This window comes from Streptomyces sp. Ag109_O5-1 (genome assembly GCF_003814875.1).
Classification (GTDB): Bacteria; Actinomycetota; Actinomycetes; order Streptomycetales; family Streptomycetaceae; genus Streptomyces; species Streptomyces sasae.
On record NZ_RKQF01000001.1, the window covers coordinates 4,719,377 to 4,742,890 of the forward strand.

Here is a 23,514-nt window from a genome sequence, read left to right on the forward strand (position 1 = left end):
GGGGCAGGGAGCCGTATTCATGTGCGGCTACCGCCGCCGCATATCGGCGACCCGCCCCCGCTCGGCCCCGGCCGGCGGCTCCCCCAGCACCGACGCGGACCGCAGCCCGTTCCCCGGCACGCCTCGCCGCGGCCCCGGAAGGGACACGTCCCGACGCTGTTGATGCTGTTGCCGCGCCGGGACCTGGTCACCCCCCGGGTTTCCCGAAGCCCCAGCCACGGCGATCTGCACCCCCTGATCGGCGAGGGCCTGGAGCTCGGTGGCCGCCCGGTCGTCGTGGGCGGGAGGCTCGTCGGTGACCAGCCGGGTGACGAGGTCGGTCGGCACGGTCTGGAACATCGTGTCGGTACCGAGCTTGGTGTGGTCGGCGAGGACCACGACCTCCGAGGCGGCCTGCACCAGCGCCCGGTCGACGGACGCCGACAGCATGTTGGACGTGGACAGTCCCCGCTCGGCCGTCAGGCCACTGCCCGACAGGAAGGCCTTCGAGACCCGCAGCCCCTGCAGGGACTGCTCCGCACCGGAGCCGACGAGGGCGTAGTTGGAACCGCGCAGGGTCCCGCCGGTCATCACGACCTCGACTCTGTTGGCATGGGCCAACGCCTGCGCCACCAGCAGGGAATTGGTGACGACGGTGAGTCCGGGTACCCGCGCCAGGCGGCGTGCGAGTTCCTGTGTGGTGGTTCCCGCCCCGACCACGATGGCCTCGCCTTCTTCGACGAGGCCCGCGGCGAGATCGGCGATGGCCGTCTTCTCGGCGGTCGCGAGATGAGACTTCTGCGGAAAGCCGGACTCCCGCGTGAACCCGCCCGGCAGTACCGCACCGCCATGCCGGCGGTCGAGGAGTCCTTCTGCCTCCAGTGCGCGCACGTCCCGCCGTACGGTCACTTCGGAGGTCTGGACGACGCGGGCGAGCTCACGGAGCGACACGGCCCCGTTCGCTCGCACCATTTCGAGGATCAATTGGCGACGTTCTGCAGCGAACACGAAACTGACAGTAACCCCAACGACCGTCTGCTTTCAGCAGTTTGCGCCGAATAGCAGAAGTTGTTCGCACGGCAGGGTCGTAAGTGGTATAGGGCCTGGGCCAGCCGCCTATGCCGCACGCATGCTCGACAACTCCCCGTGACCAGCGGGGAGTCGGTTCCGGCCGTCAGACCTCGCTGCCGGTCTTCCGTGTGTGCAGCTGCCGTGCGACCTCGGCGATCGACCCCGAAAGGGACGGATACACGGTGAACGCGTTCGCGATCTGTTCGACCGTCAGATTGTTGTCGACGGCGATCGAGATCGGATGGATGAGCTCCGAGGCGCGCGGCGACACGACCACACCGCCCACCACGATCCCCGTCCCCGGCCGGCAGAACAGCTTCACGAAGCCGTCCCGGATGCCCTGCATCTTGGCGCGCGGGTTGCGCAGCAGCGGCAGCTTCACCACCCGGGCGTCGATCTTCCCGGCGTCCACGTCCGCCTGCGTGTAGCCCACCGTCGCGATCTCCGGATCGGTGAACACGTTGGACGACACGGTCTTCAGGTTCAGCGGCGCCACGGCATCACCGAGGAAGTGGTACATGGCGATACGCCCCTGCATGGCGGCCACCGACGCGAGAGCGAAGACACCGGTCACGTCACCCGCCGCATACACACCCGGCGCGCTCGTCCGGCTCACCTTGTCGGTCCAGATGTGCCCGGAGTCGCGCAGCTTGACGCCCGCCTCCTCCAGCCCCAGCCCCGCGCTGTTCGGAATGGCACCCACGGCCATCAGACAGTGCGACCCGCTGATGACCCGCCCGTCCGCGAGCGTGACCTCGACCCGGTCCCCCACCCGCTTGGCGGCGGCCGCACGCGACCGGGCCATGACGTTCATGCCACGCCGCCGGAAGACGTCCTCCAGCACAGCCGCCGCGTCCGGGTCCTCACCGGGCAGTACCCGGTCCCGCGAAGACACCAGCGTGACCTTCGACCCCAGCGCCTGATAGGCACCGGCGAACTCGGCACCGGTCACACCCGACCCGACCACGATGAGCTCCTCGGGCAGCTCGGTCAGGTCGTACACCTGCGTCCAGTTCAGGATCCGCTCGCCGTCGGGCAGGGCGTCGGGCACCTCACGGGGATGACCACCGGTGGCGATCAGCACCGCGTCCGCGACGAGGGTCTCCTCACTGCCGTCCGCGGCGGTGACGACGACCTTCCGCGACCCGTCCAGGGCCTGCATGCCCTCCAGCCGCCCCCGCCCCCGCATGACCCGCGCACCCGCACGCGTCACCGAGGCCGTGATGTCGTGCGACTGGGCGAGCGCAAGCCGCTTGACCCGCCGGTTGACCTTCCCCAGATCGACCCCGACCACCCGCGCCGCCTGCTCCAGGGGCGGGGTGTCATCGGCGACGATGATCCCCAGCTCTTCGTACGACGAATCGAAGGTCGTCATGACCTCGGCCGTAGCGATAAGGGTCTTCGACGGCACACAGTCGGTCAGCACCGACGCCCCGCCCAGACCGTCGCAGTCGACGACGGTCACCTCCGCGCCGAGCTGCGCGGCCACCAGCGCCGCTTCATAGCCGCCGGGTCCGCCACCGATGATCACGATCCGAGTCACGTACTCCATTGTCCCGCACGCCTCAAGGTGCTACTGCCCGGGGGCGGCACCCGGTGCTTCCTGGGGCAGGAGTGACGCGCGGGACGGCTGCCGTACCCTCTCTCCATGTCGTCGCTCTACGCCGCGTATGCCGGCAATCTCGACGCGCGGCTGATGTCCCGCCGCGCCCCGCACTCCCCCCTGCGCGCCACCGGATGGCTGAACGGTTGGCGGCTGACCTTCGGCGGGGAGCAGATGGGCTGGGAAGGCGCGCTGGCGACGATCGTCGAGGACCCCCTCTCCCAGGTCTTCGTCGGCCTCTACGACATCGCGCCGATGGACGAGGAGTCCATGGACCGCTGGGAGGGCGTCGGCCTGGGCATCTACCGCCGCGCCCGGGTCCGTGTCCACACCCTGGAGGGCGAGGAGACCGCCTGGCTCTACGTCCTGGACGGCTACGAGGGCGGCCTCCCGTCCGCGCGCTACCTGGGCGAGGTCGCGGACGCGGCGGAATCGGCGGGAGCGCCCCACGACTACGTGATGGAGCTGCGCAAGCGCCCCTGCTGAGGCGGGCCGCAACGGCCGGTGGCCGGCTGATCGACAAGGGCATCGCCTCCTGATCTCCCACGACGAGGACGTACGCATCACCGACGAGTGACCACCCTCACCCGCACCCCTCGTTGGAAACGACAAGACAACGATCGCCATCCCGTGACCTCCGTCATCTACGCGCGTAGGCCCAGACCAGCTACTCTCATCGGCGTGAACGCATCTCTTCTTCCGGACGACATCCAGGGCGACCCCCACGCCGCCGCCGACGCGGCCGCCGCTCGCCTGCGCGAGCTCACGGGCGCCGACACCCACGACGTCGCCCTCGTGATGGGCTCCGGCTGGGCTCCGGCCGTCGACGCCCTGGGCGCTCCCGACGCCGAGTTCCAGGTCACCGAGCTGCCCGGCTTCCCGCCGCCGGCCGTCGAGGGGCACGGGGGCAAGATCCGCTCCTACGCCATCGGTGACAAGCGCGCGCTGGTCTTCCTGGGCCGCACGCACTACTACGAGGGCCGGGGCGTGGCCGCCGTCGCACACGGCGTCCGCACCGCCGTGGCCGCCGGCTGCAAGACGATCGTCCTCACCAACGGCTGCGGCGGCCTGCGCGAGGGCATGCGCCCCGGCCAGCCGGTCCTGATCAGCGACCACATCAACCTGACGGCGACCTCCCCCATCGTCGGCGCCAACTTCGTCGACCTCACCGATCTCTACTCCCCCCGCCTGCGCACCCTGTGCAAGGAGATCGACCCCAGCCTCGAAGAGGGCGTCTACGCCCAGTTCCCCGGCCCGCACTACGAGACCCCGGCCGAGATCCGCATGGCCCGCGTGATCGGCGCGGACCTGGTGGGCATGTCGACGGTCCTCGAAGCGATCGCCGCGCGCGAGGCGGGCGCCGAGGTGCTGGGCATCTCGCTGGTGACCAACCTCGCCGCGGGCATGACGGGCGAGCCGCTGAACCACGAGGAGGTCCTGCAGGCGGGTAGGGACAGTGCCGCGCAGATGGGTTCCTTGCTGGCGCAGGTACTGGGCAGGCTCTGAAGGACGCCGTAGGGGGTGCCACGTACGGTCGTAAAGCGTCTACGGGCTCGTGGTGGCTGGTCGCGCAGTTCCCCGCGCCCCTGACGGGGCGCTGCAGCCACCGTCCGGCAGACAGGCGACGACGAACCCGGGGCGCCGCAGTCACCGTCTCCGAGGTTGGTGGGACTCTGGAGCCGCCCACGGCGGGAAGGGGACGGGGTGGGGAGTCTCCGCCCGCAGCGGTCGGCGTTCGACACCCCGCGCAACCCGAGAGACAGCACCACCGGTCCGAGGACGGAGACTCCCCTCCCCGGCCCACCCACCACCCGTAGGCGCCACGCGCACCCCCACCGAAGCCGCACCGGCGCCGCAGGCATCCACGCGAACCACCCGAGACCAGGAGACCGACCGTGCAAGACGATCTCATCGCCCGGGCCAGGACCTGGCTCGCCGAGGACCCCGACCCGGACACCCGCGACGAGCTGGCCAAGCTCATCGACACCGGCGACGCGGAGGAACTGTCGGCCCGATTCGCCGGCACGCTGCAGTTCGGCACCGCCGGCCTGCGCGGTGAGCTGGGCGCCGGCCCGATGCGCATGAACCGCGCCGTCGTGATCCGCGCCGCGGCCGGTCTCGCCGCGTACCTGAAGAAGCAGGGCCAGGGCACCGGCACCGTCGTCATCGGCTACGACGCCCGCCACAAGTCCGCCGACTTCGCCCGGGACACCGCCGCCGTGATGACGGGCGCCGGCCTCCGTGCGGCCGTGCTCCCCCGCCCCCTGCCCACCCCCGTCCTGGCGTTCGCCATACGCCACCTGGGCGCGGTCGCCGGCATCGAGGTCACCGCCAGCCACAACCCGCCCCGCGACAACGGCTACAAGGTCTACCTCGGCGACGGCTCCCAGATCGTCCCGCCGGCAGACGCGGAGATCGCGGCCGAGATCGACGCGATCGCGAGCCTGCACGACGTCCCCCGCCCGGACACCGGCTGGGAAACCCTCGACGACACCGTCCTGGACGCCTACCTGGCCCGTACGGACGCCGTCCTGGCCCCCGGCTCCCCCCGCACCGCCCGCACGGTCTACACGGCCATGCACGGCGTGGGCAGGGACACCCTCCTCGCCGCCTTCGCCCGCGCCGGCTTCCCCACCCCCGTCCTCGTCGCCGCTCAGGCCGACCCGGACCCGGACTTCCCGACCGTCGCCTTCCCCAACCCGGAAGAACCCGGCGCGATGGACCTCTCCTTCGCCCAGGCCCGCGAGACGGACCCCGACCTGATCATCGCCAACGACCCCGACGCGGACCGCTGCGCGGTGGCCGTCAAGGACGGCGACGCCTGGCGCATGCTCCGCGGCGACGAGGTCGGCTCCCTCCTCGCCGCCCACCTGGTCCGCCGCGGCGCGACCGGCGTGTTCGCCGAGTCGATCGTCTCCTCCTCCCTCCTCGGCCGGATCGCCGAGAAGGCGGGACTGCCGTACGAGGAGACCCTCACCGGCTTCAAGTGGATCGCCCGAGTGGACGGCCTGCGCTACGGCTACGAGGAGGCCCTCGGCTACTGCGTCGACCCGGAGGGCGTCCGCGACAAGGACGGCATCACCGCGGCCCTCCTGATCACGGAACTCGCCTCACAGCTCAAGGAGGAGAACCGCACCCTCCTCGACCTCCTCGACGACCTCGCCGTGGAACACGGCCTGCACGCCACCGACCAGCTCTCGGTCCGCGTCCAGGACCTCTCCCTCATCGCCGACGCGATGCGGCGCCTGCGCGAGCAGCCCCCCACCGAACTCGCGGGCCGCGCCGTCACCAGGGCCGAGGACCTCACCCAGGGCACCGACAAGCTGCCCCCCACCGACGGCCTGCGCTACACCCTCACCGGCGCCCGGGTCATCGTCCGCCCCAGCGGCACCGAGCCCAAGCTGAAGTGCTACCTGGAGGTCGTGGTCCCGGTGGCCGCGCACGCCGGCCTCCCGGCGGCCCACGCCGAGGCGGCCCGCACCCTGGCCGCGATCAAGCACGACCTGTCGGCGGCGGCCGGCATCTGACACCCCGTGGGGGTGCCTCCCCGCCCGGGGGCACCCCAACGGGTGATTTCGCGGCGGCGACCGCCCCACCCACCGCTCCCCGCCCCGGCTCCCGGGGAACGGTGAACCGGTACCGAACGAACCGCTGCCGAACGCACCGGTACCGCCCGCCGCAGCCGTCGCACTGGAGCCGCCGCCGTGTCCTCGACCGCCCCCGACACCGTCCCCAGCGGGCACATCCCGGGCACCCGACGACGACCCCACCGACCCATGGCGCCCGTCCCCCGGCACGCGCTGCGCCGGGCGGCTCCCGCACTCGCCGCGTATCTCGCCGTACGGCTGACCGGGCTGGCGTTCTTCGCCGTCTGGGCGCACCGGCGGCACCACGGGGTGTGGCCGATGCTGGCGACGCAGTGGGACTCCCGCTGGTATCTCGGGATCGCCGACCACGGGTACGCGCACGAGCTGGGCCTCGCGTACGACCACAACAACCTGGCGTTCTTCCCGCTGTACCCGCTGCTGGTGAAGGCCGTCGCCGTGCTGACCCCGGGCACCCGGGCCAGCACCGGTCTGGGCATCGCCATGCTCGCGTCGCTCCTCGCGGCCTGGGGGGTGTTCGCGGTGGGCGACCGGGTGGCCGGGCGTCGCACAGGGGTGCTGCTCACGGTGTTGTGGGCGGCGTACCCGGTGGCTCTGGTCCAGTGGATGGGGTACACCGAGTCGCTGTTCACGGCGTTCGCCGCGTGGACGCTGTACGCGGTGCTGGACGAACGCTGGCTGTGGGCGGCGGCGGGCTCGGTCCTCGCCGGGCTGACCCGGCCGACGGGCATCGCACTGGCCGCGGCCGTCACCGTGACCGCGCTGCTCTCCCTGCGCTCCCGCTTCTCGGCACGCGCCCTGACGGCGGCTCTCGCGGCCCCGCTCGGCTGGTGCGCGTACGTCGGCTGGGTGGGGCTCAGACTCGGCCGCTGGGACGGCTATTTCGCCGTACAGCGGATGTGGCACAACGAGCTGGACGGCGGGGCGCAGACCGTGCGCTGGCTGCGGCAGCTGTTCGGGCAGGTCTCGCGGCCGGAGCTGTTCCTGGTCGTGGTGAGCCTGACGATGCTGGTGTCGGTGGTGCTGTTCGGGTGCGCGGTGTGGGACCGGCAGCCGGTGCCGCTGCTGGTGTTCACCGGAGTCCTCCTGGTGATCGTGCTGGCCAGCGGCGGCGTCTACTTCCCGCGCGCCCGCTTCCTCCTCCCCGGCTTCCCGCTGCTGCTGCCGGTCGCCGGGTATCTCGCCCGCGCCTCGGGACGACTGCGCGCGCTCGTACTGGCGGCGACGGTCCTGGGATCCGCGTACTTCGGGGCGTACATGCTGCTGGTGTGGCCGAGCGCGCCGTGACACCTGCCCCGCCCGGAGGCCTCGGTCAGAGCCGCACGAGGTAACTGAAGCCGGTGTCCGGGCCGACACAGGACTGGAGCGTGAGATCGCCCCAGTACAGCCCGGCCGCGGGTACTCCCCGGCCGGGGGTCACGTAGTCGGCGTACACCTCGTAGGTGTAGGTGCCCCTGGTGGTGGTGAGGGTGACCCGGGTGCCCTTGGGGAGCTGCGCGAAGCGGTCGTAGCCGCCGCAGTAGTCGTGGCCGACGATCACGACGGTGCGCAGCTTGTAGCCGTCCTCGCGGCCGATGTCGGGGCCGGTCCACTGCACGGCGTTCCGGCAGGCGTCGACGGCGTCCTGGCCCCCGCGGGCGACGTACGACGACCAGTCGCCGATGCGGATGACGGCGCGGCCGACGGCCGCGGTGAGGCCGGCGGCGGCCTTGGCCGTCGCCTTCGCGGAGGCGGTGGGCGAAGGGGACGGGGTCCGGGAGAGATCGGGCCCCTTGACGCGGGTGGCCGCGGGGGTGGGCGACCGGGTCGTAGCCGTCGGCGCGGGCACGGGCACGATACGGGTGCGCGTGCGGGTGGCGCTCGGGGAGGGCGACGCGTGGGCGGGCGGTACGGCACGGCCGGTGTCCCCCGCCGCGACGGCGGCACCGGACCACGTGGCCGACGCCGTGTCGCCCGTCCGTGCCGCGTCCACCCCCTCCGCCTCCGCGCAGCCGGCGAGCAGGATCCCGGCGAGCAGGGCGACGAGTGCCCGCAGCGCCCGTCCCGGACCGGCCGTCACCCGAACCGTCCGTTCACGTAGTCCGACGTGCGCTCGTCCTGCGGGGAGTCGAACATCGCGTCCGTGTCACCGTGTTCGACGATCACACCCGGAGTGCCCTGGGCGGCGAGGAAGAACGCGCACTTGTCGGAGACCCGGACCGCCTGCTGCATGTTGTGGGTGACGATGACGATGGTCACCTCGGACTTGAGCTCGGCGATGGTCTCCTCGATGCGCCGGGTGGAGGTCGGGTCGAGGGCGGAGCAGGGTTCGTCCATCAGCAGCACCCTGGGTCGTACGGCCAGCGAGCGGGCGATGCACAGGCGTTGCTGCTGACCGCCGGAGAGCGCGCCGCCGGGCTGGCGGAGCCGGTCCCTGACCTCTTTCCACAGGCCGCCCTTGGTCAGGCACTCCTCGACCAGGTCGTCCTTGTTCTCGCGGGTCGCCTTCACGCCGTTGAGCCTGAGTCCGGCCACGACGTTGTCGTAGATCGACATCGCCGGGAACGGATTGGGCTTCTGGAAGACCATGCCGATCTCACGGCGGGCGTGGGTGATGCGGCGGCCGCGGTCGTAGATGTCGTCGCCGTCGAGCAGCACGCGGCCGGAGAGCGAGGCGGAGCCGATCAGCTCGTGCATCCGGTTGAGGATGCGCAGGAAGGTCGACTTGCCGCAGCCGGACGGGCCGATGAGCGCGGTCACCCGGCGGGCGGGCATGGTCAGCGAGACCCGGTCGAGGACCTTGTGGTCGCCGAACCAGGCGGAGACCTCCTCGGCCTGGAGGGTGGCCGGTCCGGCGGCGGGTCCGGCGCCGGGGACGACGGCCGGCTGGACGATCGTGTCGATGAAGTCGGACGACGACACCGTGCATCAACTCCCGTATCAGAACGCTATTTCATGGGGTCACAGGACGTTCGGCAGCAGCCGGGTGAGGGCCGAGGAGACGGCGAGCCCGAGGGAGAGCAGGACCGGCACCGCGCAGATCCAGGTCTGCCAGTGGCCCCAGGCCCGGTACGTCCACACGGTCAGCAGCGCGGCGGCCAGCAGCGCCTGGGACCAGAGGAAGACCGCGAGCCAGGCATCGCCGTCGGTGCCGAGGGCCTCCTCGGCCGGGGTGATCCAGCCGGTCTGCAGCAGCCGGGGCGGGTTGGGCTGGACGGCGGTGACCAGGCGGGCGTCGACGCGCAGCACGCCGTTCGGGGTGTACGGGCCGCCGGTGGCCGTGATGAGGGTCAGCCTGCCCTGTCCCGAGGTGAGGGGGGCGGGCAGTTCGTCGCCGGCCCGGCGGATGCCGGTGACCTCGTAGACGGACCTGCCCTGGCCGGTGGTGAACTCGATCCGGCTGCCGACGGGCAGGTCGCCGATCTTGAGGAAGGGGCTGCCGTAGGCCCACTGCCGGCCCATGATCACGACGGTGCCGGCCTGGCCGGGCAGCGGGGTGTCGCGGCGGTGCCCCGGCCCCTTCATGAGGATGCCGGAGGTGGTGCCCTCGCCGACGACCTCCTTCGTGCCGAGCGCGGGGATGCGCAGCAGGGCGACCGGGGCGCCGGGGGCGAGGGGCTTGCCGTCGTAGGTCCGCTGGCCCACGGGGGCAGTGCCCTCGGCGAGTTCCTTGCGCAGTTCGGCGTACTGGGTGCGCTGGTCCCGGGCGTGCTGGAGGTGGCCGACGAGGGTGAGGTTCGCGGCGAAGCCGAGCAGCACGGCGGCGAGCACGCACAACGCGGCCCCGGCCAGGGCGAGCCCGGGGCGCGCAGGCGGCCGTTCCCCGGCCTGCCGGATGAGGGGAGGCGCCGGGGGCGGCGGGGCGAGCACGGTCACGGTGGTGCGCTCCTCAGGCGGATGCGGCCCGGGACGGGTTCGGTTCCGTCCCGGGCCGGTCGGGTGTACGTGGGCTCACAGGTGCTTCGGGGTGTCGCTGTTGCCGCCGCCGAACACGTCGGCGAAGGTCAGCAGGCCCTTGCGGCGGACGTGCACGACCAGCGCGGCACCCGCGCACAGCAGGGCGACCGCGCCGGCGCCGTACGCGCCGATCTGGGCGCCGGTCGAGGCCATCGCACCGCTTCCCGAACCGCCGGACGAGCCCGCGGAGGAGCCGCTGCCGGAGGTGCCGGAGCCGGAGGTGTCACCGGCGGACGGGCTCGGGCTGCCGCTCGACGCGCCCGTGGTGAACGGGAAGTCGACGCTGTTGCCGCCGGCCTGGGCGAGGGTCAGGACGTGGTCGCCGTCGGCGATGTCCTTCGGCACGGTGAAGGAGTAGTCGGTGACGGTGCCGTCGGTGTCGGCGGTGGCGTCGTCGAACTTGGCGTCGCTGTCGGCGAGGGTGACGCCGACCGTGGCACCGGCGTCGTAGCCGCGGGCCGTGATCTTCACCTTCTCGCCGGCCGTCAGGTTCGGGTCGGCCCCGAGGGTGTTGCCGTCCTCGTCGGTGACGGTGAGGTCGGGGTTCGTGGACTCGGACGCGGACGCGGAGGGCGAGTCGCTGGGCGAGGACGAGCCGCTGGGGGACGCGGAGCCGCTGGGGCTCGGGCTGGTGCTGGTGCTGGCGGAGGGCGACGGGGAGGGGCTCGGCGCAGTGATCACCACGCGCTGCGAGGCCTCGCTGGGGCTGTAGGCGTCGGTGCTGGTGGGTGTGAACGTGGCGTAGTACAGGTAACTGCCCGCGGTCGCCGGGGCCGTGGTGGTCAGCACCGCCTTGCCGTCGGTGACGGTCGCCGTGCCCAGTGAGGTGCGCGTGGCGTCGGCGCTCGTGGCGTACGAGAAGGCGACGGTTCCGGCGGCGCCGCTCGGGGTCAGCGCGGCGGTGAGGGTGAGGGCGGCGCCGGTCGTGCCGCCGTCCGCGGTCAGGGCGGTGCTGGTGGGCTGGGCCTGGACGAGGCTCCAGGTGGTCCCGCTGACCTGGACGGTGGCCATGAACGCGGCGGCCGAGGTACCCGCGCCGCAGGCCAGGGCGAGCGTGTACCGGCCGTCCAGGGAGGAGCCGTCCGTGATGTAGCCGCGCAGCCGGGTCTCCAGGGACGGGTTGCCGGTGCTGCCGGTCATCGGGACGGTGAACGGCGCGGTCGTGGAGATGGTGTCCCCGGCCGAGCTCTTGGCGAGCTGCAGGCCGGCGGTGGTACTGCCCGGCTTGAGCAGCCACATGTACATGATCGTGGCGGCGCTCGGGCAGGGCGAGTCGGTGGTGGCGGACGTGATCGCCATCGGCGCGTCGGTGATGCTGCCGGAGGCGGGCGACAGCGTGAACTTGCCCGCCGAGGTGAAGGCGCTCGCCCGGCCGGCGAACGCCAGCACGCTCGCGAGCGCGCCCAGCAGCAGCGCGCAGCACATCAGCAGCGAGACGGGTGATCGCAGCGGCGATCTCGGTGTTGCCTGGCCGTTCATGAGGTGGTCCCCCCAGAGGTGGTTGCGGTCGGGAACGGGGCGTGGGAAGCGCCGCTGGGCCGGGCACCCGCGAGGGGTGCCCGGCCGTGGTGCGGTTCAGGGAGAGGTGCTGGTCAGCGCTCGCCCTTGAGGGTGGTGGTGCCGCAGTTGCTGATCGCGCCGAAGCCGTAGAGCTCGATCGTGGCGGTCTCGGCGCAGACGCTGGAGTTCGCGCCGACGAAGGTCGGGTTGATGACCGAGTCGCTCAGCTTCGAGGTCGGGACGACGTCGTAGACGTCGCGGGAGTAGGGGAAGCTGACGTTCAGGGTGCCGTCGGCCTTGGTCGGGGAGACGCCGTTGACCTTGCCGAGGACGGTGGCGCCGTGGATGTCGTCGACCACACCGCTGGTCTGCGCGATGTACTTGGCGATGGAGTACGGCGCGATGTTGCCGGCCGCCGTCAGGTACCGGCCGTCGTGCTCCTCCATGGTGCCGACGCAGGAGCCGACCTGGGCCTCGGTCACACCGATCTGGCCGAGGAAGAAGGAGCGGGTGCCGGAGTTGGCCTGCGGCAGCAGCGGGGCCAGGGTCACGCCGTTGAGGGTCGTGGTCTGGCAGGTGTAGATGGCGGCCAGCTGAGCCGTGGTCAGGTTCAGGTTGTTGTTCAGCGCGCTGTCCGAGCGGACCGCGACGGTCACGGCGTCCCGGGCGAACGGGATCCAGGTGAGGTCGGTCGTGGAGGTGTCGGCCGGCACCCGCGAGGAGCGCGCGAAGTCCAGGCAGCCGGTGTTGTTGTCGACGGCGTTGCGCAGCGCGTCGATGCCCGCCGAGGAGCCGTTGGGTCGGTTGATGACACAGCCGGTGTCACGCGTCTGGATCGTGGCGGAGCCGGTGGCGTCGTAGGAGGCGATGGTGCCGCCGCCGTCGACCGTCTCGCTCAGGCCGTTCACGACGTCCTGAGTGGTGTCGGAGCCGACGCCGGCAAGCAGACGGTGGCTGCCGTCCGCCGGGTCCGCGACGGCCGGTGCGGCCATGGCACCGAGGGCGAGGGCGGCGACGCCGACGACAGCACCGAGACGTGCACGGGACTTGACGTTCACTGTTTCTCCTCCGTGAATACGAATTCCGGGGAATGCACGGTTTCCGGGGAATGCACGGCCGGAACCGGTTTCCCGAGGCCGACCGCCGTAAACAATTCCGCACGGCAGATCGCGGCGGCCACCAAATCCAGCCGCCCATTGAGTTAAGAGAACATTTCCAAGGTCACACATAGAGAATTCATTGATCGGTACGCGTTTTCCCCGGCGGAGCGTCCGCCGGGGAAATGCCGGCGGTATCAGCTCATCGGGCCTCCCCCGCCGTGGTGGCGCCGCGCCGTGCGGACAGCCGCCACAGCACCGGTCCGCTCAGCGCGGCGGCGCCGCCGACGATCAGCACGGCGAGCAGCACCCAGCGGATGATGCCGAGCGCCTCGGCGGGGGTGAGCCCGCCGGAGGAGGCGACGTTCTGCTTGGCCGGATCGCCGGGCGCGGCGGACGGGCCGGCGGAGCCGCCCGATGCCGAGCCGGGCGCGGTGGCGGAGGCGTGCGTTCCGGCGCCCCCGCCGGCCGTTCCGGTTCCGCCGGCCGCGCCGCCCGCGCTTCCGGCGCCGCCGGAACCGCCGCCCGACGAGCCGCCGCTGCCGGAATTGGCGACACCACCGCCGTCATCGGAACCGGTGACGCCCTTTTCCAGGACGGCGGCGGCCTGTTCGGCCTGGGTGCGCCAGGCGATGGGCAGCGGTGCGTACCCCAGGGGCAGTTCACCGCGGGCGGTGCCCTGGGTCTGGCCGGCGCCGGCCGCGTAGCGGATGAGACGCGCGTAGTCCTGACGGACGTCCTTGGCCTGGTCGACCGAGGCGGCGGCGTAGACCGGGATGGCCAGCGGATAGGCGCCGTTCCTGGCCTTGCCCGGGGCGGGCGCCTTCACGCCCTTGACCGAGGAGTCGGGCATCTCGGCCGCGGCCTTCAGCAGCGAGGTGCCGGTCGGCTTGACGTAGTCGCCGTCGGCGTTCTTCAGTGCGGCGATGTCGAGCTGGTAGCGGCTGGCCGAGGCGGCGTCCGTGATGGCGTAGGCGCGCCGCTGCCCCGCGATGGGTGTGTCGCCGACCAGCTTCGGGGGGATGTTCTCGCCGACCCGGTAGGCGCTGCCCTCGTTGCCCCGGCGGGTTTTCAGTGCGGCGTCGTGCATGTCCGCCGCGTACGGACCCAGGTCCAGGACGCCGTAGTCGAGGGACGCCGTGCCCGCGGTCACCGTGGTGGTGGTGGGGTCGGCCTTGGGGAAGTCACTGACGGTGGTGTCCGTGGCCAGGTTCAGTTCCTTGTAGTAGGGGTTTATTTTCATCCCCCACGGATCGGCCTTTCCGATCAGGAAGTTCCGTGCGTCGGTATCGGACCGCAGGTAGTTCCAGACCACCTTGTTCACATCGGAGTTGTCGGTGGTCACCATGACGGGAAACGGCGCGTCGGCATCGATGGCACCCTTGAACTCCGGATTCAGTTCCAGGAACTCGGGGTCCGAGACGATGGATATCGGATTTCCCTTGAGATGATCGGGGACCGTCTGCCCCGACGTGAGCAGCCGCACATCCCTCGAATAGGACTCGGTCAGCATCTTCGCGAGCAGCCGGGCGTTCAGTCTCATGTCCTTCATGTGGCCGCCGAGCTTCGGGTCCTCCCACAGGAAGCCGACGGCCAGACCGCTCAGCGCGACGGGCGCCTGGACCACGGGCGCCGCCCCCTCGGGGGCCACGACGGGATCGACCGTGAAGGCCAGGCCGGGGGACGAGGTGCCGGGGTCGGTGATCTGCGACCTGGCGTAGTCCTCGCCGCTCTGCGTGAACGTGAACCGGTTGCCGCCTCTCTCGCACAGCTTGGCCTGCCACGAGGTGATCGCATCGGTGACCAGTTCGGAACCGATCACCCGGCGCTCCGCCTTGTCGGCGGCGCAGTTGTCGCCGACGGGCAGGAAGTCGAGGCGGAAGACGATCCGCTGGTTCCAGTTGGACTGGCTGAGCGCGGAGGTGCGCAGCTGGTTGTCGCTGGGCGAGCTGCCGTCCGGGTCGTGCGTACCACGCGGGACCACCACCAGCCAGCAGGGCTCGATCGCGCCCGAGGAGGTGGTGCGGGCCCCGCAGCCCAGGTGCGGGGACTCGCGCGAGGACTTCATCTCGAAGACCGTCTCGCCGCTGCCGTCGGCCTGGTCCGGCAGGAACGACTGGGAGTTGGTGTCCTCGGGGCCGAAGTAGGTGTGGTCGGTGGACGAGGTCGTCGCGGCTCCCGACACGGGCTTGAAGGGCACCCAGGCGTTGGTGAACTGGTCCGGGTCCTTCAGCGTCTCCGCCGGGTCGCCGAGGATCTGCGGAACCTGCCGCAGGGCCTCGTAGTAGGTCGAGGCGCCCGCCTCGGTGCCGAACTCGCACTGCGTGCGGTCCGGTCCGTTCGCCGCGTCGTCGCCCCAGCACTGCATGACCTGGAGGAAGTTCACGTGCTTGCCCTCGGCGTTGCCCGGCCCGCCCCCGGTCCAGGTCACCTTCACCCCCTGCCCCCGCAGATCCTTCGTCTGGTGCACGGTGACCTTGAGCCGGGAGAAGTCGTCGTACGGCCCCTTCGCCCCGGACTCGGTCACCGCCGAGTCCTCGGTGCCGGCCGCCGTGGCGGGCTGCGCGGGCAACGGCGCCAGCCCCACCAGCACCGCCGCGACCAGCGCGCCGACCCCGGCCGCCACCCGGGCACGTCCGGCGGACCGGAACGCCACGAACCTCATGCCGCACCGCCTCTGCGCCGGGCTCGCGCCGCCATCGTGCGGGCGACGAGCGGCGGTCCCACCACGACCCCGAGCAGCAGCACCGCGGACAGCGCCATCAGCGCGCCGCGCATGCCGAGTTGGGAGCCGTAGCCGACGTTCATGGGATTCGCGGCGACGTTGGTGGTGCCGCTGCTCGCCCCGTCGCCGAGGACCTGGCCGGTGTCGGGGTCGACGGAGGCGCCGCCCGTGCCGCCGGCCGAGGTCCCCGTGCCGGGCTTGCCGTCACCGTTGGCGTCGGTGCCGCCCGCGGAGCCGGAACCCCCCGTCGTACCGGACGAACCGCCGCTGCCCGAGCCGCCGCCGCTGCCCGACCCGCCGGATGTGGACCCGCCGTTGGCCGACTGGTTCACCTGGGTCGGGGTCTTGGCGCCCGCCGTGCCGTCGGAGCACTGCGTGGTGCCCTTCTTGTCGCAGGACTTGGGGTACGGAGCGTTCTTGATCAGGGTGTTGACGCCGCCGGAGAAGGTGGGGTTGCGGCAGTCGTTGATGTTGATGGACGACGTCGGTGCGCCGGGCACCTTCTCCAGCTGGTCGAACCCGGCCTGCACCAGGTTCTTCGGCAGCGGCGAGTAGCCCAGCTCCTCGGCCTGCTGCTGGCCGTCGCAGAGGAAGTAGCGGCCGAAGGTGCCCAGCGAGAGGCCCTTGGCCTCGGTCATCGGGTTCTTGTCGCCGCCGATCGACGTCGGCAGGATCATGTAGCTGTAGCTCGACATCGGGTAGGTGCGGCGGTCGCTGTTCTCGTAGACGTTGTCGAGGATCTGCGTCAGGTAGTTGGACGAGCTCTTGTCCTGGTCGATCTGCGCGCCGGTGAGGGCGACGGCCACGCTGGAGGCGGTCGGCTCGACGTAGTAGCCCGAGCTGTTGAGCATCTTGGCCACCGGGAAGCCGGTCTTGATGGCGTAGGAGTACTCGACGTAGGTGATCGAGCCCTCGGCCTGCGGCTGCCGGACGAAACCGGAGACGCCGAGCGAGCCGGACTTGGCGATCATCGAGGAGCCGGTCAGCACCGGGTAGTACGAGGTCATCCCGCAGTTGCTGCCGCGCCCGACCTGTGCGCAGTACGCGTTCCAGGTGGCCGGCTGCTCCTTGGCCATCCAGGTGGTGAACTGGGCCGTCGTACCGGAGCCGTCGGAGCGCACCACCGGGACGATCCGGCGGGCGGGGAGGGTCAGACCGGGGTTGTCGGCCTTGATCTCCGGCGCGTTCCACATGGTGATCCTGCCGGTGAACATCTTGGCGATGGAGTCCCCGGACAGCCGGAGGTTCGTCACCGCCTTGCCGCCGATCTTGAGGTTGTACATGAAGGCCGTACCACCGGCCACGATCGGCATGTACGCGTAGCCGCGGGTCGGCGGCGCGTCGGTGACCCCCTGCTCGGTGAGCCCGTACGGGATCTCCGACACGGCGAAGTCGACGACACCGTTCTTGAACTGCTCGCGGCCCTGCGAGGAGCCGTTGGCGGTGAAGTTGACGGTCATGCCGAGGTTGGCGGAGATGTTGCGCCGCCACTGGTCGAGCGCGTTGGAGCTCCAGGTCGAACCGGAGCCGGTGATCTTCGTGTACGACACGGCGTGGGCGTCCGGCGGATGGACGGCGAGCAGCGCGCACAGCAGCGCCGCGACGGTCGCCCCCAGACGGAAGGCGGTTGCGGGTCTCACGGGAGAACTCCTCGTATGCGTACGGGCGTTGGGGTCGGGGGCTAGGTGCCGACGGCGTCTTGGGGGGTGCTGGGGGTCTCGCGGTCGCGGGCCGCGAAGCGCTGGGCGTCCCGGCGGGAGGCGGTGACACGGCGGTGTTCCTGGCGGCGGGTGAGATGGCCCGGGCCGCGGCCGCCGATGATGCGGGCGGCCACGAACAGCAGCAGCACCAGCGCCAGCAGGGTGGCCGCGGTACCGAAACCGCGGGCGATCATGGCGGGTTCGGGCGACTGGACGAAGGTGAAGGTGGCCAGCGGCAGGGAGACCATCGGGCCCGAGGTCGGGTCGAGGTTCATCTCGGCGGTGAAACCGGCGGTGAGCAGGACCGGGGAGGTCTCGCCGATGCCGCGTGCGGTGCCGAGGATGACGGCGGTGGTCAGCCCTGACCGGGCGGTGGGCAGCACGACATGCCACACCGTGCGCCAGCGCGAGGCGCCGGTGGCGTACGCCGCCTCGCGCAGCGTGCCGGGCACCAGGCGGATGACGACGTCGGCGGCGCGGATGATGATCGGCAGCATCATCACCGACAGGGCCAGTGCGGCGGCGAGGCCGGAGCGGTCCAGCCCCAGGCCCAGGATGAGGGTCGCGTAGATGAACAGACCGGCGACGATCGAGGGCAACGCGGTCATCGCCTCGACGATCGTCCTGACGAACCGGGCGAAGCGGCCGGGGACCTCGTTGAGGAACACCGCGCAGACCAGGCCGATCGGTACCGTCACGACGAGCGCGATGGTGATCTGCATGAGCGTGCCGGTGATCGCGTGCAGGATGCCGCCGACGCTCAGCGGGTCCAGCGGCCCGGCCAGCTTCATGTCCTGGGTGAAGAAGTTGAGGTGGGGCAGCGCCCTGCGGCCCTCCCACAGCGCGTACCCGACGACGAAGACCAGTACCGCGACCAGCAGCAGCCCCATCGACCTGACGAAGGCCCCGGCGATCCGGTCGGCCACGGCCGGGCCGTCCTCGTCGAAGGACACGAGCAGCGCGTACAGCGCCAGGAACAGCGCGTAGGCGATGACGACGAAGCCGACCGGGCCGTCGAAGGGCAGCAGCCTGGTGAACAGCAGCCAGGTCAGGGAGAGCGACGCGAGGGCGGCGCCGACGACCGCGAAGACGTCGCTGGTGCGCAACCGCGCGAGGGCGCGGCGCCGCTCCCCGCCGGGCCGGCCGGGGCCGGGGGCGGGCAGGACGGTGCGCGGTGGTCCGGAGGCCGCGGTCGACGCCTCGGGTACGGCGACCGCGGGCGTGTCGGGAACCTGGGGCGCGAGGGTCATACGCGCTCTCTCCTTGTGAGCCCGGAAACCCGTGTGGACCGGGAAAGCGGTGTGAGTCGGGAAAGCGGTGCGGGTCGGGACAGCCGCGCGAGCCGGGAAAACCGCGCGAGCCGGGAAAACCGCGCCGGTGCCGACGGCGCAGCCAGCACTGACGGCCCTGCCGACGCGGTCAACCCAGCCAGCACTGGCGGCCCTGCCGACCTGGACGGCCCAGCCGGCACTGACGGCCCAGCCAGTCCAGCCGGCACTGACGGCCTGGTCGGCCCAGCCGGGCTCATGCGTCGCTCGTCGCGCCGGACCTGCTGCGGGCGACGATCGAGGAGGCGGCGAAGTTGACGACGAGGGTCATCAGGAACAGGGCGAAGCCGGCCGCCATCAGCGCGGACATGCTGAACTCGCCGGCCTCGCCGTAGCGCAGGGCGATCAGCGAGGAGACCGAGCTGGTGCCGGACTGCAGGATGTGCGGCTGGACGGCGAAGACCGGCGAGATGACCATGTAGACAGCGATGGTCTCGCCGAGCGCCCGTCCCAGCCCGAGCATGGTGCCGCCGATCATGCCGCCCTTGCCGAACGGCAGGACGACGCTGCGGATCATGCCCCACTTGGTCGCGCCGAGCGCGTACGCGCCCTCGCGCTCACCGGCCGGGGCCTGGGAGAAGACCTCGCGCATGATCGAGCAGATGATCGGCGCGACCATCATGCCGACGACGAGGCCCGCGATGAAGGTGGACGAGGTGTAGACGGTCTCGGGCGCGAGCGGATCGTGCGGATCGGCGCCGTCGACCTTGAAGAGCGGGATCCAGCCGAAGTACGTGGCGATGAACCGCGCCGTCGGCAGCACATGGCCTTCGAGCCAGAAGAAGCCCCACAGGCCGTACACCACGGAGGGCACGGCGGCCATCAGGTCGACGACGCTGATGAGCGTCTGCCGCAGCCGGGGCGAGGCGTACTCGGAGATGTACAGGGCGGCACCGGTGGCCAGCGGTACGGCCACGCACACCGCCACCAGCGCGATGAGCACGGTGCCGAGCAGCACGGCCGCGATACCGAAGTGGCCGCTGTCCGGGTCCCAGGCGGCCGTCGTCAGGAAGGACCAGCCCGCCCTGCGCAGCGCCTCCCAGGCCCTGAGCAGCAGGAAGCCGCCGACCAGGAGCATGACGGCGAGCACCAGGCCGCCACCGCCCCGGGCGACGGCACGGAAGACGCGGTCGGGTACTCCCGGGTCCGCGAACAGCCGTCTGGGTACGTCGTCCGCCTCACCGGCCGCGGGCAGGGGTCGTCTCTTCAACGTGGGCACGGGTCCGACGCTCCGGCCGCCACGTTGACATGCTCATCCCGAGGTGTGAACTACGGGTTCCCTAAGGGCAACTTCGGTCCCCGGCGCACGGGCACGCCTCATCCGCAACCAGGGACTCTGCGGCTCCGGTTGGCGGAAGAACGTGGACTACGCCCGCGGACTGGCGGGCTCTTGACCTACTCGCCCCATAACTCCGGCCCCGCATAGACCAGTTCGGCGATCGTCGCGCGGAACCGGTCATAGGACGCGCGGCAGGTGGCATGCCTCTCGTACGTCCGCGCCGAGCCGGCCAGATGGCGGCCGGACTCGTCCCAGACCGCCCACACCCAGCCGCCGCCGTCGGAACTGTGCTGCACTCCGCCCCCCGTACGGGAGTGCAGCGCGCACATGCGGTGGAACGCGGCGCGACATCGGGCGTGGGTGTCGTGCGCGGTGAGCGACACCGCCACCGATCTCCCGTTCGGCGCCACCATGCGCCAGCCGAATCTGCCCTGCCCGTCGATGTCCACCTGGCATCTCATTCCGGCTGCCCCGGCGGCAGGTCTTGCCGCCCTCTCGGACCGGTCCATGTCCCCACCCCCGCCGCCCAATCAAGAAGCAAAATCCGCAGGTACGGCACTCCGGGGCGGCAGCAGCAATCTACTGAGAGGCAGGTGACGGCGCCCGGACAAAACTGACCGTCGAGGCCACGCTTCATGTAGAGGTATCCCCTAGGTAACCCGTAGGCAAGACACAGAGAAAGCGCTCCCACCCGGACCGGGACAACGTTGCCAATTGGGGCGCGGCCACGACCGGTTGCTTTACAACCCCGCCTCGAACCAGAGCAGCTTCCCGGCCCCGCGATCCAGCGGGCCGCTTTCGAGGGACCAACCGCCCCAGCGGGGGGCGTACTCCTGCACGAGGCAGCGGCCGCGCCCGCCCTGGGCGCCCGCCGGGGCAGGCGGGACACGATCCCCGGGCGGCTCACCGAAGGGGGCGGGAACGCGCGGATGCCCGCCCCAGACCCCGACCCGCAACCGCCCGTCCGCGAGGGCGGTGAGGCGCAGGGAGACGGGCCCGCCGGCGTGCAGATAGGCGTTGGTGACCAGCTCGGACGTCAACAACTGCACGGCGTCGAGGACTTCACTCCTGCCATGGCTGTCGAGGACGGACCGTACGGGCATACGTGCGGCGCGCGGGTCATGGGGCAGACGGAGGGCGTACACCCAGGTGTCGCGCGGGACTACGGTGGCCATGAACGGCTCCTACGCCGGAAGGACTCGGCCCGCCCGACGGACCCGACCGTGAACCACAGGCTCCTTCATGCCGGATCGGGGATGTCCGCTCGCCCCGGGAATGCCGGTGGCGGGTGGGATGGCCGGTCGGCGAGAATGACCGGCTGTGGCAGAACACGCACAGCCGGATCGGCAGTCGTGGACGGTGACCCTCGTATGCGGCGCGTCGGGAGTGGGCAAGTCGAGCATCGCGATTCCGCTGGCTGCGCGGTACGGAGTTCCACTGGCCGAGGCGGACGACATCGTCACAGCGCTTCAAGCGCTGACGACCCCGCAGCAGTCGCCCATGCTGCATTACTGGAGCACCCACCCCGAGGCCCAGTCCTGGGCACCGGAGAGGATCGCTGAACTGCATTTCGCGGTGGCCGACGCGCTGCGTCCCGGAGTCGAGGCAGTGATCGCCGATCACATCAAGTTCGGCGCCCCGGTCGTATTCGAAGGTGATTACCTGGTGCCGGAGCTCGCGGACGGGTTCGGTGGCGCGGCCCGTGCAGTCGTCCTCGGCGAACCCGACGATGAGCGAATCACCGCAAATCTCCGGGCGCGTGAGTCCGACAGGGGCGACCAACGGCACCGCGCGAGGGTCAGCACCCTGGTCGGCGCGCAACTCACGAAGCGCGCGAACGCAGTCGGCATGCCAGTGGTGCCCGCGCGGCCCTGGCACGACGGACTCGACCGGGTGGACCGTGCGCTGCGCGGCTGGCGCCGCTCCGCTTGAACTACGACCGAGGCCCGCCGCGGCCTGCCACTCGCACCGACCTCCGCGCAGTGGACCGTTCAGTCCACTGTAGGCGTCAGCCCGCGAAGACCGTGCTGGCCAGCGCCACGCTCACGACGGTGCCGCCGACGATGCCCAGCAGGGCGTTGCGGCGCCACAGGTGCAGGCCGACGGTGACCGCCAGGGCGGCCAGGGACGCGACGACGCGGGACTGGGTCAGCGGCAGGTCGCGCAGACAGTAGACGAAGAGGATCACCATGACGCCGGCGGGCATCCGGGCGCCGAGGTAGCGCACGGTGCCGCTGGCCCGCAGCGAGGCCAGGACGGTGAAGGGCAGGGCACGCAGCGCCCAGGTGACGGCGGCCGAGACGGCGACGGCCAGCAGCAGGTAACGGGTGTCAGGCACGGGACTCCTCCACGCGGCTCTCCATACGGCTCTCCATATGACTCTCCTTGCGGCTCTCCATACGACTCTCCTTGCCGCTCTCCTTGCGGCTCCGGACCAGCAGCGCGGCGGTGAACAGGGCGAACGCGGCGAGCAGCATCTGGCCGGGCAGGACCAGCCTCGCGACCAGGGCGCTGAGCAGCGCGAGGAGCGGGGTGGGCAGGTCGCCGCTCCGCTCCCGGACGGCGTCCAGAGCCAGTACGGCGAACAGGGCGGTCATCGCGAAGTCCAGACCGGTGACGCTGTCGGGCACGGCCGAGCCGAGCAGGGCACCGGCGGTGGCACCGCCGACCCAGTACAGCTGCATGAAGAGTTGCAGCCACAGGATGCGGGCGCCGGACCAGGACCGGGCCCGGTCACCGGTGGTCAGGGCGTAGGCCTCGTCGGTCAGGGCGAAGGTGCTGTAGGCCTTGCCGAACCGGCCCCGCACGCGGTCGAGGGGGAAGGACAGCGCGTAGAACACATGCCGGACGTTCACCAGGAAGGCGGTGAGCGCGACCGCCGCCAGCGGGGTGGCCGCGACGGCCAGGTTCACGAGGAGGAACTCGAGCGACCCGGCATAGACGACGGCGGTGAACAGGCTCGCGCACCACCAGGGCAGGCCGGCGTGGGTGATCAGCACCCCGAAGGCGAGACCGAGCGGGAGCAGGCCGAGCCCCACGGAGGCGGAGTCCTTCAGCGCGGCCAGGGCCGTGGACCGGAGCGGCGGCGGAGAGGCGGGAGCGGACCGGGGAGGATCGCCCACGGCGACGGAAAGCGTGCGCATATTGAAATTTTAGGAGGATTGTCGCCACATATGGTTTCCAATAATTCCCGTAAGCTGATGTGATGCGCAATGAATTGCAGCTCGATGCCATCGACCGGGACATTTTGTTTCACCTGCGCCGGGACGGTCGGCTGACCAACGTCGAGCTGGCCAAGCGGGTCGGGCTGACCCCGCCGCCGTGTCTGCGCCGGCTGAAGCGGCTGGAGGACGCCGGTGTCATCACGGGCTACCGCGCCGTCATCAACCCGGAGTCCGTCGGCCGAGGCCTGGAAGTCATGATCGACATCGAGGTCTCCGCCAACGACCTGAAGACCGTCGAGACCCTGGAGGAGACGCTCTCCTCGTACGAGGAGGTCATCGAGTTCCGCCGGATGTACGGGCGCCCCGACTATTTCCTCCGCGTGGCCGTCGCCGACGATGCCGCGTACAACGCCTTCCTCATCGGCAAACTCACCGGACTCCCCGGCATCCTGCGCGTCGAGTCCCACCTGACGATGAAGAAGATCAAGACCGACGACTGACGACTGACAGCTGACGACAGACGACTG

The 23,514-nt window shown here is 71.2% G+C and carries 21 protein-coding genes; 6 read left to right on the forward strand and 15 right to left on the reverse strand.

The window, feature by feature from the left end:
- Positions 1-27: 27 nt before the first annotated feature.
- Positions 28-987 (reverse strand): DeoR/GlpR family DNA-binding transcription regulator, encoded by a 960-nt coding sequence (locus EDD90_RS21430; protein ID WP_123974574.1) that lies wholly within the window; start codon positions 985-987, stop codon positions 28-30.
- A 166-nt stretch (positions 988-1,153) separates the two neighbouring features.
- Positions 1,154-2,602 (reverse strand): NAD(P)H-quinone dehydrogenase, encoded by a 1,449-nt coding sequence (locus tag EDD90_RS21435; protein ID WP_123974575.1) that lies wholly within the window; start codon positions 2,600-2,602, stop codon positions 1,154-1,156.
- A gap of 96 nt (positions 2,603-2,698) precedes the next feature.
- Between EDD90_RS21435 and EDD90_RS21440 the strand changes: the two genes are divergently transcribed.
- The 4 genes from EDD90_RS21440 to EDD90_RS21455 all read left to right on the forward strand — a co-directional run bounded on the left by EDD90_RS21440 (position 2,699) and on the right by EDD90_RS21455 (position 7,545).
- Positions 2,699-3,139 carry a gamma-glutamylcyclotransferase gene (locus tag EDD90_RS21440; RefSeq protein WP_123974576.1) on the forward strand — a complete coding sequence of 147 codons (441 nt, stop codon included), beginning with the start codon at positions 2,699-2,701 and terminating at the stop codon, positions 3,137-3,139.
- Positions 3,140-3,334: 195 nt separating this feature from the next.
- The gene (locus tag EDD90_RS21445; RefSeq protein WP_123974577.1) at positions 3,335-4,159 is read left to right on the forward strand and encodes a purine-nucleoside phosphorylase; all 825 of its coding nucleotides are present in this window, start codon (positions 3,335-3,337) and stop codon (positions 4,157-4,159) included.
- A gap of 389 nt (positions 4,160-4,548) precedes the next feature.
- A complete protein-coding gene (locus tag EDD90_RS21450; protein ID WP_123974578.1) occupies positions 4,549-6,180 on the forward strand; it encodes a phospho-sugar mutase in 1,632 nt (543 codons plus the stop codon).
- Positions 6,181-6,357: 177 nt separating this feature from the next.
- Positions 6,358-7,545 (forward strand): hypothetical protein, encoded by a 1,188-nt coding sequence (locus EDD90_RS21455; protein ID WP_123974579.1) that lies wholly within the window; start codon positions 6,358-6,360, stop codon positions 7,543-7,545.
- Positions 7,546-7,570: 25 nt separating this feature from the next.
- Here the strand turns inward: EDD90_RS21455 and EDD90_RS21460 are convergent, their stop codons facing one another.
- The 11 genes from EDD90_RS21460 to EDD90_RS21510 all read right to left on the reverse strand — a co-directional run bounded on the left by EDD90_RS21460 (position 7,571) and on the right by EDD90_RS21510 (position 20,998).
- Positions 7,571-8,317, reverse strand: coding sequence for a hypothetical protein (locus EDD90_RS21460; protein ID WP_123974580.1), 747 nt, complete (start codon positions 8,315-8,317; stop codon positions 7,571-7,573).
- Positions 8,314-9,132 carry a phosphate ABC transporter ATP-binding protein PstB gene (gene pstB / locus EDD90_RS21465; protein ID WP_221305205.1) on the reverse strand — a complete coding sequence of 273 codons (819 nt, stop codon included), beginning with the start codon at positions 9,130-9,132 and terminating at the stop codon, positions 8,314-8,316. Before pstB ends, EDD90_RS21460 begins: the two co-directional genes overlap by 4 nt.
- Before the next feature lie 66 nt (positions 9,133-9,198).
- Entirely contained in the window at positions 9,199-10,113 is a 915-nt protein-coding gene (locus EDD90_RS21470; protein ID WP_123974582.1) for a sortase, read from the reverse strand.
- 75 nt (positions 10,114-10,188) lie between these two features.
- Entirely contained in the window at positions 10,189-11,673 is a 1,485-nt protein-coding gene (locus EDD90_RS21475; RefSeq protein WP_123974583.1) for a hypothetical protein, read from the reverse strand.
- A gap of 113 nt (positions 11,674-11,786) precedes the next feature.
- On the reverse strand, positions 11,787-12,752 hold the full coding sequence (locus EDD90_RS21480) for a substrate-binding domain-containing protein (protein ID WP_221305120.1): 966 nt from the start codon (positions 12,750-12,752) through the stop codon (positions 11,787-11,789).
- A 241-nt stretch (positions 12,753-12,993) separates the two neighbouring features.
- Complete coding sequence (locus EDD90_RS55570; protein ID WP_185149177.1) at positions 12,994-15,456, reverse strand: hypothetical protein; 2,463 nt, start codon at positions 15,454-15,456, stop codon at positions 12,994-12,996.
- Positions 15,453-17,156, reverse strand: coding sequence for a phosphate ABC transporter substrate-binding protein PstS (gene pstS, locus EDD90_RS21490; protein WP_221305121.1), 1,704 nt, complete (start codon positions 17,154-17,156; stop codon positions 15,453-15,455). Before pstS ends, EDD90_RS55570 begins: the two co-directional genes overlap by 4 nt.
- Before the next feature lie 41 nt (positions 17,157-17,197).
- A complete protein-coding gene (gene pstA / locus EDD90_RS21495) occupies positions 17,198-18,466 on the reverse strand; it encodes a phosphate ABC transporter permease PstA (RefSeq protein ID WP_123974584.1) in 1,269 nt (422 codons plus the stop codon).
- Positions 18,467-18,740: 274 nt separating this feature from the next.
- On the reverse strand, positions 18,741-19,763 hold the full coding sequence (pstC, locus tag EDD90_RS21500) for a phosphate ABC transporter permease subunit PstC (RefSeq protein WP_221305122.1): 1,023 nt from the start codon (positions 19,761-19,763) through the stop codon (positions 18,741-18,743).
- Between the two features lie 176 nt (positions 19,764-19,939).
- Positions 19,940-20,272 (reverse strand): hypothetical protein, encoded by a 333-nt coding sequence (locus EDD90_RS21505; protein ID WP_123974585.1) that lies wholly within the window; start codon positions 20,270-20,272, stop codon positions 19,940-19,942.
- A 291-nt stretch (positions 20,273-20,563) separates the two neighbouring features.
- Positions 20,564-20,998, reverse strand: coding sequence for an ATP-binding protein (locus EDD90_RS21510; protein WP_123974586.1), 435 nt, complete (start codon positions 20,996-20,998; stop codon positions 20,564-20,566).
- A 145-nt stretch (positions 20,999-21,143) separates the two neighbouring features.
- Between EDD90_RS21510 and EDD90_RS21515 the strand changes: the two genes are divergently transcribed.
- Positions 21,144-21,755: an AAA family ATPase gene (locus tag EDD90_RS21515; RefSeq protein WP_123974587.1), complete on the forward strand. Its 612-nt coding sequence runs from the start codon at positions 21,144-21,146 to the stop codon at positions 21,753-21,755.
- Positions 21,756-21,831: 76 nt separating this feature from the next.
- Here EDD90_RS21515 and EDD90_RS21520 read toward each other — a convergent pair whose 3' ends face one another.
- Together EDD90_RS21520 and EDD90_RS21525 are read right to left on the reverse strand one after the other, a co-directional pair.
- Positions 21,832-22,161, reverse strand: a complete 330-nt coding sequence (locus tag EDD90_RS21520) for a branched-chain amino acid transporter permease (protein WP_123974588.1) — start codon at positions 22,159-22,161, stop codon at positions 21,832-21,834.
- Positions 22,154-22,966, reverse strand: a complete 813-nt coding sequence (locus EDD90_RS21525) for an AzlC family ABC transporter permease (RefSeq protein WP_123974589.1) — start codon at positions 22,964-22,966, stop codon at positions 22,154-22,156. Before EDD90_RS21525 ends, EDD90_RS21520 begins: the two co-directional genes overlap by 8 nt.
- 62 nt (positions 22,967-23,028) lie before the next feature.
- Here EDD90_RS21525 and EDD90_RS21530 point away from each other — a divergent pair, with 62 nt between their 5' ends.
- Complete coding sequence (locus EDD90_RS21530; protein ID WP_123974590.1) at positions 23,029-23,487, forward strand: Lrp/AsnC family transcriptional regulator; 459 nt, start codon at positions 23,029-23,031, stop codon at positions 23,485-23,487.
- Positions 23,488-23,514 lie beyond the last annotated feature (27 nt).